Source organism: Bacillus sp. MBGLi79 (assembly GCF_002953915.1).
This window is the reverse complement of record NZ_CP026521.1, coordinates 3801700-3814768: the sequence shown is the minus strand read 5'-3', so window position 1 is coordinate 3814768 and position 13069 is coordinate 3801700. Positions and strand designations below refer to the sequence as shown.

The window sequence follows — 13069 nt, the reverse complement described above, 5'->3', positions numbered from 1 at the left end:
GGAGATTCAGGTATGAAACTATATACAAAAACAGGCGATAAGGGACAAACGGGCTTAATCGGGGGCAGAACGGACAAGGATAGTCCCCGCGTCGAAAGCTACGGCACGATTGACGAGCTTAACAGCTTTCTCGGGCTTGCTTTGGCAGAGCTTTCTGGGCAGCCCGGTTTTGAAGATCTAACAGCAGAGCTGCTGACCATCCAGCATGAGCTGTTTGACTGCGGAGGCGATCTGGCAATTGTCACAGAAAGAAAAGACTATAAGCTAACGGAAGAATCTGTTTCCTTTTTAGAAACGCGCATTGATGCCTACACTGCAGAAACGCCGGAACTGAAGAAATTTATTCTTCCAGGCGGATCGAAGGGTGCTTCGCTTCTCCATGTGGCGCGTACCATTACAAGGCGGGCAGAACGAAGAGTGGTGACACTGATGAAATCGGAGGAGATTCATGAAACAGTGCTGCGTTATCTCAATCGACTGTCCGACTATTTCTTTGCCGCTGCACGGGTTGTGAATGCAAGAAGCGGTATTGGCGATGTAGAATATGAAAGAAGCGCTATTGTGTTTCGGGACCGAAACAGCAGTGAATCGGAAAAGTAAAAGTGAGAGCCGGCGTGTTCATATACATGCCGGCTTTTTTGTTTTTCACCCTGTCAATTTCCCATTTTGCGACAAAAAATGAACCTTATGAATTATTGACTGAAAAATGGAAAAATGAGATATTGTAATAAATAGATGTAAAAAATAGGCAGTGGGGGGCTCTGATGGATGGTGAATTTAATTGAAAGTGATAGCATCTGGAAGAGAAATTTCAATTATCTGTTTTTCTCAAGAATAGTCAAGATATCCGGCGATATGTTCGCATTTAATTCAATATTATGGTTTTTAATTTATGATGGCAAAGGTGCGATCGGCACTGCTTTATTGATTGCTGTCACTTTTTTGCCGGAAGCCGTGCTGGCGCCTGTGACAGGGCCATTTATGAAACAGAGCACGCTGAAATTTTGGATGTACTTTTCAGATCTGACAAGGGCAGCAATTGTTTTGATTATCCCTCTATGTCATTTTGCAGGCTTCTCTCCGCTATGGTTTGTCATGACGCTTATGATTGTGCATTCTGGTACTGGAGCTGCCTACAATCCCGCCTCAATCGCTTTAATTCCTCAAATCGTAAATGAACAGGGTATTCAAAAAGCAAACGCTGTGCTGCAATCCTCCGCTCAAATTGTCCGGCTCGGGGCTGTCACATTATGCGGCGCTTTTCTTACATTTATCAGCCCTTCTTATACGATGCTTATCGCACTTGTGCTCTATTTGGTGTCAGGTTTTCTCGTTCTTTTTATTAAGTACACTGCGGTTGAGTCTCAATCAGAGGCTGCTGTTGTGACACAGAGAGGCACGTATACCGGAAGACTGAAACGCGGTTTTAGGCTCGTCAGAAAGCATCAGATTTTATATCCGCTCGCTATTTACTGTATTTTTATGAATTTCGCGGCTGCCCCTTGGGAAGCGCTCTCAGCCGTATACGTTGCGGAAGATTTAAACGGCCAGCCGATCGTTTACTCGCTTTTAAAGGCCACCACCGCCGCAGGCGCATTTTTATTAGGATTTGTGCTGGCGAAAGTCAAAGTAAACAGGTATGGGCTGCTTTTCGTCACTGCCGGCATTATTGAAGGATTTGCTTTCTTTATTACCGGGATGAACACCTTTTTGCCGCTCGTGTTTTTCGCCGCGTTTACCTTTGGCGCCGCAGTCAGTGCTGTTAATGTTCCTGAGTACACGATTATCCAGACCTCTGTGGATAGTGAGGATCAGCCGCAGGTTTACGCCGTTATACATATGATCTCAAATATTTCGATCCCTGCCGGAGCTGTCATTTGCGGATATGCCGCAAATGCTTTCGGCTCAGGAAAAGTGATCGCTGCCGGAGGGATTGTCGAAATTATTGCGGGTATCGGAATTTTGCTGTTTACAAAACTGGCCAAAGCAGAAAGGTCCGACCTGATTAAAGAAAGGGAAGCAAGTGTTCATCTGTAAAGGCTTTTGAAACGCCATGCCTCGTGCATGGCGTTTTTTTGTGCCGATGGGTCCGGTGCGAGATACGACTCGGGTCTTATATGAAAATCAATCTCTGATTCGTTTTGCATAAATGCCAACTTGTATAAGATGAAGACAAGGAAAACGAAAGGAGGATCTGCATGAAGATAAACAAAAAAACAGTAGGCGGATTCTTATTAATTGTATTTGGGATCTCCGTCTTTTTTGGAGGAGGAAGCTTCGGCTTTATCATCCCGCTCGCCATCGGGAGCTTAATGACATACGCAGGAGTCAAAAGGTTTGCCGCAGGAAAAACCATCACGGGTATCATCGTGGGCGGTATCGGAGCCATTATGCTCATCTGTTCACTTCCGTTTATCGTCGGAATCGCATTGGCAGCCGCTATGGTGTATTACGGCTGGAAGCTGATGAAAAACGGATCAGCTGATAACGGTGTATCATCTTTTGATCCTGAACCGGCTTCGGCTGCCTACCAATCTCACTTTGATGACGAATGGGAAGAATTTTTGAAGAAAAAATAATATCAATATATTAGGAGGAATCAGGTATGGTATTAAAAAGAATCAGAGACATGTTTGTTGCGTCAGTTCATGAAGGACTTGATAAAATGGAGAATCCAAAGGTAATGCTGAATCAATATGTACGCGATATGGAAAGTGACATTGCAAAAGCAAAGCAAACAATTGTGAAACAGCACACGATTGCCTATCAATTTAAGAAAAAATATGAAGAAGCAGCTGAAGTGGCTGGCAAACGGAAAAAACAGGCACAGCTCGCCTTTGACGCAGGTGAAGAAGAACTGGCGAAAAAAGCGCTGACTGAAATGAAGTATTTAGAAGGGAAGGCAGCAGAGCATAAAGTTTCCTATGAACAGGCTAACAGTCAGCTGGCTGACCTGAAAGAACAGCTGGCGGCACTTGAAACAAAGCTTCAAGACGTAAAGGATAAAAAACAGGCGCTGATTGCGCGGGCAAATGCGGCGAAAGCTAAAGAGCATATGAATACGACATTTGACAAAATTGACAGCGAAAGTGCGTATCGTGAATTTTTACGTATTGAAAATCGTATTGAAGAAATGGAAATCCGCGCGAATTATTCAAAGTCAGCGGAAGCCGGCACCGAACTCACACGCAAAGAATTCGCAGATGATGTGGAAGCGGAGATTGAAAAAATGCGGGCGCTCTCACTGCAAAAATCAGACAAGACACAAGCGGCAAATGAATAAGCGGAACGGGGAAGGATTTGCGGTCAAGTCCTTCCCTTTCGCACGTATCAATTCGCAAGCTTTTCCTTTATAATAGAATGAATGAGAAGGATGAAACCGAATGAAAAAAATGCTTGGCAAACTGTTGATCACTGCCGGTATTCTTGTCTTTTTCGCCGTCGTCGTAAAAGACGTGTTTGCCGCAGGCTTGGGTTTCATAAATGGCACAGAAACCGATTCAGCCAGCGCGTTGCCGCGGGACATTGACAGCATGGTCATAGAGTCCGATAGCAAGGATGTCCGGATTATAGCGGAAGAACGAAATGACATATCAGCAGGCATTGCAGGAGACTCGGGAAAGTTATTTGTTACTGAAAACAAAAGAAAACTGGAGCTGACCGTAAAGGAAAAAGAATTTCAATTTTTGAATGGGTTTAACCGTTCGACTCTTATCGTCCGGCTTCCGTATGATTACAAAGGTGATCTGACAGTGCGAACCTCAAGCGGGGACGTGTCTGTGGCCGGGAATGACCATCTTGCGCTTTCCAGGCTGAACGCAGTATCTGCGAGCGGAAATACGAGAGTGACGGACGTCCGTCTTCAAGAACTGAAAGTAAAGGGGTCATCCGGAGATGTCACCATTTCAAATACCGATTACAAAACAGCCGGCATTGACTTAGCTTCAGGAGACGCAAATCTGGCTGATATATCAGGCTCTCTCGATGTAAAAATGACTTCGGGAGATTTTAATGCTGTATTGAAAAAGGTAACCGGGCCCGTATCTGTCACGCTGACAAGCGGTGATGCCAATCTAAGCCTTCCCAAAAACGGCAGCTTTACAGTCAAAGCGAAATCAGCGAGCGGTGACGTCAGTTCGCCGTATTCATTTGCTGATACAGCACATAAAGAACAGCATCACATCACAGGCACGCAAGGAAGCGGCCAGCATCCAATCGATATCAAAACGGATAGCGGGGATGTAACGATTCGGTAGCACCAGGCAGAAGAAAGGAGGCGGACACCAGGAATGACAAAAAAACAGCTTCTTGGATTTATCATTGCTTTATTCGGCATCAGTATGTTTTTGCAAATTATCGGAATAGGCGATCTGCTGTTTTGGCCGCTCTTTTTTCTGATTGCCGGCTATTTCCTTAAAAAATATTCCCGTGATTGGCTTGGCTCGGTCATGTATATCTTTGCCGCGTTTCTTTTTTTGAGAAACCTCTTCAGCATCACCTTTAATTTATTCGGCTATGCGTTTGCCGCATTTCTGATTTACGCCGGCTACAGGCTTGTCAAAGGGAAGCCGATATTCGAACCGAATGAGAAACGGGTCAACCTCAATAAAAAAGAACATCATGAGCCGCCGAAAGATGTGAAACAGCCTGACATGCGCAGTTTTTTTATCGGCGAGCTGCAAATGATGAAGCAGCCGTTTGACCTGAATGATTTAAATGTCTCTGGTTTTATCGGTGATATCAAAATCGATTTATCTAAAGCGATGATTCCCGAGGGAGAGAGTACAATCGTCATTAGCGGAGTCATTGGAAACGTTGATATTTATGTACCATCGGACCTTGAAGTGGCTGTCAGCTCGGCTGTTTTTATAGGTGACATCAATCTGATCGGCTCGAAGAAAAGCGGATTAAGCACGAAGGTATATGCCGCGTCAACTGATTTCAGCGAGTCAAAGCGCCGGGTCAAAGTGTCCGTTTCCCTATTTATCGGTGATGTGGATGTGAAGTACGTATGAGAAAAAAACTGCTTGCCAGTCTTCAATGGCGCGCCATCCGCATGACAACGGGAATCAGCCTCCTGCTTTTTGCCTGCTTGATTACCTTTATGATGTTTTACTACCGGCTCGATCCGCGTGTTTTGCTGTCATCAAGCTGGTTCGGAATTCCGTTTATCCTAATTTTGCTGCTGATCAGCGTGACGGTCGGTTTCGCCTCAGGGTATATGTACGGCAACCGATTGAAGACAAGGGTTGATACATTAATTGAATCGATTTTAACCTTTGAAAACGGCAATTTCGCTTATCGGATACCGCCGCTCGGAGATGATGAAATCGGCCTGGCTGCCGATCAGCTGAACGAAATGGCGAAGCGCGTGGAGCTTCAAGTCGCATCCTTGCAGAAGCTTTCCAATGAACGTGCGGAATGGCAGGCGCAAATGAAGAAATCGGTCATATCGGAAGAACGCCAGCGATTGGCCAGAGACCTTCATGACGCTGTCAGCCAGCAGCTCTTTGCCATATCGATGATGACATCAGCAGTGCTGGAACAAGTCAAGGATGCTGATGATAAAACAGTCAAGCGGATCAAGATGGTCGAGCATATGGCAGGCGAAGCCCAAAATGAGATGAGGGCGCTGCTGCTCCATTTACGGCCTGTCACCCTTGAAGGAAAAGGGCTGAAGGAGGGCCTTACGGAGCTTTTGGACGAGTTCCGAAAAAAGCAGCCGATTGATATTGAGTGGGATATACAGGACACAGCGATATCCAAGGGTGTTGAAGACCACTTGTTCAGAATCGTGCAGGAGGCCCTTTCAAACGTATTTAGACATTCAAAAGCGTCAAAAGTAACCGTGATTCTCGGTATAAAGAACAGTCAGCTCCGTCTGAAGGTGATTGATAATGGAAAAGGCTTTAAAATGGACCAGGTGAAAGCATCCTCATACGGCTTGAATTCTATGAAAGAACGTGCGAGTGAAATCGGCGGGGTCGCCGAAGTGATTTCAGTAGAAGGAAAAGGCACACAAATCGAAGTGAAGGTCCCGATTTTCCCGGAAGAAAAAGGAGAGAACGAACGTGATTCGAGTATTATTGATTGATGATCATGAAATGGTCAGAATGGGGCTCGCGGCTTTTTTGGAGGCGCAGCCAGATATTGAAGTCATCGGCGAAGCATCGGACGGCGGTGAAGGTGTTCGGCTTGCTGCGGAACTATTGCCCGATGTCATTTTAATGGATCTAGTCATGGAGGGCATGGATGGCATCGAAGCTACAAAGCAAATTTGCCGGGAGCTTTCCGACCCGAAAATAATTGTTCTCACAAGCTTCATTGATGATGACAAAGTGTACCCGGTTATTGAAGCTGGCGCGCTCAGCTATCTGTTGAAAACCTCAAAAGCGGCAGAAATCGCCGATGCCATTCGCGCCGCTAGCAAAGGAGAGCCAATGCTGGAATCAAAAGTGGCGGGAAAAGTATTGTCCAGGCTGCGCCACTCAGGTGAAAACGCGCTCCCGCATGAATCACTTACGAAACGGGAGCTCGAAATACTCTGCCTGATCGCAGAAGGAAAAACCAACAAAGAAATAGGCGAGGAACTGTTTATTACGATTAAAACAGTCAAAACACATATTACGAATATTTTATCAAAGCTGGATGTCAGTGACCGGACGCAGGCGGCGGTGTACGCGCATCGAAATCATCTCGTAAAATAGGCGGCTCCTATTTGTTTGCGCCTTTAGTTCCGAAGTCTCTGACAATCACATTGACCCGGTAGTCTATTTCCGCATTGCTGAAATAATCATCATCCCATTTTCTTGCGATCTTTTTCCACTTTTGAGGATAATGAATTCTGACTTGGTTTCCCAATCCGGTCACATCCGCTTTGATCTCTTTCTGCAGCTTCTCTGTAATAAATGTCGTTACTGTTTTGTGTACCTGTTTTTCGACTGTCTTTTCAATGCTTTTAATATATGAATCCTTAAACGAATCTTCACTGGGATTCCAGTCCTCAGATAGACGCCCTTCAATCGTGCGGGTGACGGTGAATTTGAACTTTCCGTCCTTGTAGTCCGTCTTGATTTTCCGATTGCTCGAATATACTTCATAAGAAAAGAGATGGCCATCGCGCTTCAAGTCAATGACGCCTCCTTCGACAGTGCCTGAAAATAAGTTGACATTTTGAATCTCAATCGGGGTGAGATCCCGATGCCATAATTTGTTTTTGATGATAGAGGCTCCGTTTATCGCGAGCTTCCCGTTTTCTTCACCGACATGAGGGATAAGGAATGAATCGTCAGAGGTTAAGTGTTCTGAGATCTCCCCCAATGTAACAGGCTCCATCATTCTGATCGTCACCTTATTATTTTCTGTCAGATCATATATCACGTTGGATGCGGGTTCGCCTTCATCATTCATTTTAAATATATCCTTAGTTCGGCCGTTGGTGATAAAGACGTAGGAACTCCTCCTTGTTCCGTTGTCTCTGACAAACTGGTTAATGATCGCGTCCATTCCAATCTCATCCGCAATCACGCTCTTGGAAAGCAGAATAAGTCGCAAATGCTGTGAAAACGTAGGATTATGCTTTAATGCAGAGGTTCTCATCATTTGATGGACAGTTTCACCCTTTGTGATAGACAGCTGTGTCGGGTCAGATGAAGAGCCCTCCTTGGCGCTGATTTTTTTCGGCACGAGAATCTGCTGTGTCAGCTCTAAATTTTTATCGCCGGGCTTGTCTAAGCCTACTCCGATCACTAAGCTTAATTCCTCGATATTCTCGCTATCCCAGCATCCGGAAAGCAAAAGGGTGCATATAAACATACATAAAATCCGGATTTTCATTTTGCTGTAATCCTCCTCTTGAGAGCTACAATGAAAAAGAGAATGAAGGGAAGCAGAAACAGGGAGACAAAAATATAGCCAAGATAATCGCTGTACATCATGACTTGATTGGCGTCATCCGGCCAGAGAGAAAAATAAAAGACCGTTATGCCGATAATCACCATGCTTGTTTTCGTCGATAATCCGAATGTCTTCTTTAGCCCGTTAGCGGCAAAGTATCCGTAAATGACAAAAGTGGTGAAAAACTGGATAATCCAGACCACCAGTAAAAATGATTCAAACCGTTCAATGAATATGCCTTTAAGCTCAAAGGACTGAAAGAGAGAAATAGTCGGCCAAATCAGCGTTTTCACCTCGGGAGCGGTCAAAGCTCCGACAACGATAATATAAGTAATGATATATAAGATAATCGGAATCAAAAATCCTAGTGATGCATATCTGAACGTGTATTTCTTTTTCTTCATATGTTCAGGAAGAAACAGCATCACTTCCATTCCTAAAAAAGAGATGGAAACGACGGTAAGGGAGTTTGCAACAGGGCCAAGGCCTTGGCCTAAAACAGGACGCAAATTATTAATATCAAAAATTTTAAAACTGATCCCGAACACAACCAGCAAAATAATAATGGTTACCGTTAAATAAAAGGGAAACAGCCGCGACACATCACTTAAGCCCCCAATAATTAAATAAATACCGCAGCAAATAAACGTTAAAATAATGACTTGAATTGGCGTTCTCTCCAACAGGAAAAACTTCACCATTTCAGCCATTGCCCGAGTCTCGAAGCTGGCTACGCCGAGGAAATAGCAGCAGATCAAAAGGCCGATGATGCTGCCGATCCATTTCCCAAGCCCTTCCTGCAAATATTCAAAGAGTGAAGGGTATTGATGTTTTTTCTGAATGAGCGTGTTTACATAAATGAAGAAAATAAAAATGAAACCTTCTAATATCAGCGTGATCCAGCCGTCAGGCGTATTAGCCTTAGTGGTCAGCGCTCGCGGCAATGTTAAAAGTCCGGCCCCAAGCATTGTATTTGCAACAATAGAAATACCTTGAAAGGTATTAAGTTTTAGTGGAGTCTGTTTTTGGCTCATTTGGATTATTCGCCTCTTTTGGTTTGTTTTTAATTGGGAGACGGATAATGGAGTCATCCGTATTTTTCAGGCTGAAGAATCCGTTTGGCGAAAAATACGGAGACCCAAAGCTCGTTTGTCTCGTTAAGTGCGTATAAACGACAAGCATAAATAAAATAATGCCGTACAGCCCTAAAATAGCGGCGGAAAACATCGAAATAAAACGCAGCACCCGGAAAGAAAGCCCCATCCCGTACTGAGGAACGGTAAAGGATGCTAGGGCAATGACACTGACGACAATGACCATAATCGAACTGACGAGATTCGCTTCTACAGCCGCCTGTCCGATAACTACGCCCCCGACGAGGCCGATCGTCTGTCCGAGCGGATTGGGGAGTCGCAGTCCGGCTTCCCTTAGCAGCTCGATGGTTACTTCCATCAGCAAGGCTTCAAATATCGGAGGGAACGGCACATTTTCCCTGTTTGCCGAAATTGTAACGGCGAGTGCGGTTGGCAGCAGCCCCTGATGGAAGGAAACAAGTGCAATATAAATCGATGACAAAAACAAGGTGATAAAGATAGAAGCAAAGCGCAGCGACCGGATAAGAGATGCTGAAATCCAGCGTTCATAGTAGTCATCCGGGGACTGCATCAGGATGCCGAGAGAAACCGGCACCAGCAGCACAAATGGTGAACTGTCGACCAAAATTGCCACACGGCCGTTAAACAGGGCTGAAGATACCTTGTCAGGTCTCTCCGTATTTTGAATCTGCGGAAATGGTGAATATTTATTATCTTCAATGAGTTCCTCAAGCGTTCCGCTGTCCTGGATATCCTCCAGCTGGATATTTTTAAGCCGTGCTTTCACTTCTTTTATGACGGACTTTTTTGCTTTGCCCTCAATGTACATAATGGCTGCAGGCTTCAGCTTGTTTTCGCCAATCATGATTTTTTTGGTGATTAATTTCGGATGAGAGGTTCTTTGTCTGATCAGAGCGAGATTTGTATCAATATCCTCTACAAACGCAACTTTTGGGCCGCGAACCACTTTTTCAGTTGTCGGCTCTGTCAGGCTTCTTGTTTTTTTCTTTCCTGTGCTCAGAATATAGGCTTTGTCCAATCCGTTGATAAACACAGCACAATTGCCGTTGAGAATCGATTCAATCGTTTTTTTTGCGGTTTCAATAGGTCTTGCGTCAAGCTGGTCAAGGCGTTTTTTGACCTGGTCAAGCGTTAAGGTCTCCTCATCTTTGATCAAAGTTTTAATGGCTTCTGACACCTTATTCTCATCAGTCAGTTCACTGAAATAGAGATAGTAAAAAACCAATCCGTTCGCAAGCATTTTTTTATTTTTCACAAGGTCATCGTTTTCTTTTAATTTTGGAAGCACCAATGCTAAATTATCGTGTATATATTCTTTAAACTCTGTTTGTTCCAATGAGGTCACCTCTTATCCAAAACCTTAGTAGAGGTTATCTTTTCCTGTTAAAAAAATGATATACTGTGTTAGAGTATTTCATGGAGTAAGTTTTTTTATGAAAGCGGAGGAGACGAAGTGGCACAGGTAAGGCTTGCTGGTAAACAAGAAGAAATCGAACAGCTCATCAGATCATTTGAACAGCATTATGATGTCTCTTATACATCAAAGGAGTACGGCAGGACGAATCCCAAATACAAATATTCAAAGGATTCCCGCGTATATCTAGAATTAAAATTAAAATCTGCCAAGATCGAAAAATAAAAAGGATTTTTGGTGTCATTGGCGAATTATGATCTATTGAAGCAACCGTTATGGAGGGATACATAAATGGAATACAGAATTGAACGAGACACCATGGGAGAAGTAAAAGTTCCTGCTGATAAATTTTGGGGCGCCCAAACACAGCGAAGCAAGGAGAACTTTAAGATCGGTTCTGAAAAAATGCCGATGCGTGTTGTGAAGGCGTTTGCAATATTAAAACGAAGCACGGCTCTTGCTAATAAACGCCTTGGCAATCTGGATGCTGAAAAAGCAGAAGCGATTGCAGCAGTTTGTGATGATGTGCTCAAAGGTAAGTACGATGACAACTTCCCGCTTGTCGTATGGCAGACCGGAAGCGGCACACAAAGCAATATGAACATGAACGAAGTGGTAGCCAACCGTGCGACTGCTTTATTAAAAGAGAAAAACTCTGATCTAACGATTCATCCAAATGATGACGTGAACCGCAGCCAAAGCTCAAACGACACATTCCCGACTGCGATGCATGTTGCCGCTGTTTTGGCTGTTTATGAGCAGCTTGTGCCGGCGCTTGATCAGCTTCGCAATACATTGGATGAGAAAGCGAAAGCATACAATGATATTGTCAAAATCGGACGCACACATCTTCAGGATGCTACGCCACTGACCCTCGGACAGGAAATCAGCGGTTGGGTTTACATGCTGGACCGTTCGAAGGAAATGATTTTGGAAGCTACTGATAAAATGCGTGCGCTTGCAATCGGTGGAACGGCTGTCGGAACGGGTATCAACGCCCACCCAGAGTTTGGAGAGCTTGTCTCAGAAGAGATCACCAAACTGACTGGCCAAACGTTCAGCAGCTCGCCGAATAAATTCCACGCGCTGACAAGCCATGACGAAATCACTTATGCGCATGGCGCATTAAAAGCGCTTGCGGCTGACTTAATGAAAATCGCGAACGATGTCAGATGGCTGGCAAGCGGGCCTCGCTGCGGCATCGGAGAGATCGTCATTCCTGAAAATGAGCCGGGCAGCTCTATTATGCCTGGTAAAGTCAACCCGACACAAAGCGAAGCGTTAACAATGATCGCAGCGCAAATCATGGGGAACGATGCGACAATCGGCTTTGCGGCAAGTCAGGGGAACTTTGAACTGAACGTGTTTAAGCCTGTTATTATTTACAACTTCCTGCAATCTGTGCAGCTGCTCAGTGACGGCATGAATTCATTCCATGATAAATGTGCTGTCGGTATTGAGCCTAATAAAGAAACAATTCAGGAAAACCTGTCAAATTCATTAATGCTTGTTACGGCGCTGAACCCGCATATCGGTTATGAAAACGCGGCGAAAATCGCCAAGCTTGCCCATAAAGAGGGATTGACACTCAAAGAAGCGGCTTTGAAGCTTGAATTGCTTACAGAGGAGCAATTTAACGAAATGGTTAAGCCGGAAGACATGGTAAAACCAAAGGCGTAATAGAAAGAAAAAACGGCTGCTTTTTAAGCAGCCGTTCTTCTAAATATGTTGCTGTTTTAATAAATATTTAAGCTGCTCCGCATCTTTGGCGAGCGCTTCAGACTCCGTCAGATTATGAATCATCCCTTTTATAATTGCCAGCTTCGGTGTTTTTTTCTTCATTTCTGCTTCAAGTATGTCCAAGCTCTCCGATAATTCAAGAGAGGAGTTTGTGTGTAAGCTGTTAATTTTGTCACGTAGGCTTTTCACAATCGATTCAGTCAGCGGGTCAGGCCGGCCGTGCGTAAGAGGCCCAAATAAAGAGCTCGCCTCTTCCAATGTGATGAAAGGCTTTTCGTGCCGTTCAGACATGCCTTTTACCATATCATCAATTCGATTCATAATGATGTCAGCTAATTGAGACGGCTTTACAGCATACCCGAGCAAAATCATGCATTCCAGGTAAATCTGGCTGATGCCCTCTATTAAAAAACAAAGCTCTGCAGTGTACGGTTCCGCTTTTTTTCCGTAGATGTTCAGCAGACTGTCGATATGAAATTGAAGTGAGGACTGGCGGATTTTTTTTGCGCACTGCTCCACTTCCTCTGTGTAAGGCAGAGAACCTTCCTTCATTTGCATGCTGATAAAATCCTTGTGTTCAAGGATGTTTTCATAGAGTACGGTCAGCTGTTTGCGGTAAGCCGTTCTGGGGCTTTCGTCCTTCGTTTTAATATTTAAAATTCGGGTAAACGTTTTATCATAATAGTAGTTCAGCATAGACAGAAGAAGCGCTTCTTTCGAAGGAAAATAAATATAAAAAGCGCCTTTAGATATTTTGCATTCTTTTGCGATTTCTTGGACTGATGTTGAGTTGTATCCTTTTTGTGCAAACAGTTTTAAGGCTGTTTCAATAATCAGCTTTTCTTTTTCCTTCAATGGTTCCACCCTTTCGGAGCCCTGAGGCCTGCTAGGATATGACCATATA

14 protein-coding genes are annotated in these 13069 nt (G+C 44.3%); 10 read left to right on the top strand and 4 right to left on the bottom strand.

The genetic code is table 11. From position 1 onward, the window contains the following. The first annotated feature begins 12 nt into the window (after positions 1-12). From C1T29_RS19505 to liaR, 8 genes are all read left to right on the top strand, one after another. Positions 13-600 (top strand): cob(I)yrinic acid a,c-diamide adenosyltransferase, encoded by a 588-nt coding sequence (locus C1T29_RS19505; RefSeq protein ID WP_095431872.1) that lies wholly within the window; start codon positions 13-15, stop codon positions 598-600. 168 nt (positions 601-768) lie between these two features. Continuing rightward, positions 769-2037, top strand: coding sequence for an MFS transporter (locus C1T29_RS19500; protein WP_103750197.1), 1269 nt, complete (start codon positions 769-771; stop codon positions 2035-2037). 161 nt (positions 2038-2198) lie between these two features. After that, on the top strand, positions 2199-2579 hold the full coding sequence (liaI, locus tag C1T29_RS19495) for a cell envelope stress-induced membrane anchor protein LiaI (RefSeq protein WP_103750196.1): 381 nt from the start codon (positions 2199-2201) through the stop codon (positions 2577-2579). Positions 2580-2605: 26 nt separating this feature from the next. After that, positions 2606-3283, top strand: coding sequence for a stress responsive protein LiaH (gene liaH, locus C1T29_RS19490; protein ID WP_069838751.1), 678 nt, complete (start codon positions 2606-2608; stop codon positions 3281-3283). Positions 3284-3383: 100 nt separating this feature from the next. After that, entirely contained in the window at positions 3384-4256 is an 873-nt protein-coding gene (locus tag C1T29_RS19485) for a LiaG family protein (RefSeq protein WP_103750195.1), read from the top strand. Between the two features lie 33 nt (positions 4257-4289). After that, the gene (liaF, locus tag C1T29_RS19480) at positions 4290-5015 is read left to right on the top strand and encodes a LiaRS two-component regulatory system accessory protein LiaF (RefSeq protein ID WP_014665339.1); all 726 of its coding nucleotides are present in this window, start codon (positions 4290-4292) and stop codon (positions 5013-5015) included. Then, positions 5012-6094 (top strand): two-component system sensor histidine kinase LiaS, encoded by a 1083-nt coding sequence (liaS, locus tag C1T29_RS19475; protein ID WP_103750194.1) that lies wholly within the window; start codon positions 5012-5014, stop codon positions 6092-6094. The genes liaF and liaS overlap by 4 nt, the downstream gene beginning before the upstream one ends. Beyond that, entirely contained in the window at positions 6072-6707 is a 636-nt protein-coding gene (gene liaR / locus C1T29_RS19470) for a two-component system response regulator LiaR (protein WP_040081859.1), read from the top strand. The genes liaS and liaR overlap by 23 nt, the downstream gene beginning before the upstream one ends. A 7-nt stretch (positions 6708-6714) precedes the next feature. Here liaR and gerAC read toward each other — a convergent pair whose 3' ends face one another. The 3 genes from gerAC to gerAA are packed head-to-tail and all read right to left on the bottom strand — an operon-like array spanning position 6715 to position 10347. Further along, on the bottom strand, positions 6715-7836 hold the full coding sequence (gene gerAC, locus C1T29_RS19465) for a spore germination receptor protein GerAC (RefSeq protein ID WP_071580858.1): 1122 nt from the start codon (positions 7834-7836) through the stop codon (positions 6715-6717). Then, positions 7833-8930, bottom strand: coding sequence for a spore germination receptor protein GerAB (gerAB, locus tag C1T29_RS19460; RefSeq protein WP_103750193.1), 1098 nt, complete (start codon positions 8928-8930; stop codon positions 7833-7835). The genes gerAC and gerAB overlap by 4 nt, the downstream gene beginning before the upstream one ends. Then, positions 8899-10347, bottom strand: a complete 1449-nt coding sequence (gerAA, locus tag C1T29_RS19455) for a spore germination receptor protein GerAA (RefSeq protein ID WP_103750192.1) — start codon at positions 10345-10347, stop codon at positions 8899-8901. The genes gerAB and gerAA overlap by 32 nt, the downstream gene beginning before the upstream one ends. Positions 10348-10464: 117 nt before the next feature. Here gerAA and C1T29_RS19450 point away from each other — a divergent pair, with 117 nt between their 5' ends. Further along, positions 10465-10650, top strand: a complete 186-nt coding sequence (locus tag C1T29_RS19450) for a YvzF family protein (protein WP_003244599.1) — start codon at positions 10465-10467, stop codon at positions 10648-10650. A gap of 66 nt (positions 10651-10716) precedes the next feature. Continuing rightward, positions 10717-12105, top strand: a complete 1389-nt coding sequence (gene fumC, locus C1T29_RS19445; RefSeq protein ID WP_071580856.1) for a class II fumarate hydratase — start codon at positions 10717-10719, stop codon at positions 12103-12105. Between the two features lie 39 nt (positions 12106-12144). Here the strand turns inward: fumC and C1T29_RS19440 are convergent, their stop codons facing one another. Next, positions 12145-13020: a TetR/AcrR family transcriptional regulator gene (locus tag C1T29_RS19440; protein WP_014665332.1), complete on the bottom strand. Its 876-nt coding sequence runs from the start codon at positions 13018-13020 to the stop codon at positions 12145-12147. Positions 13021-13069: the final 49 nt, after the last annotated feature.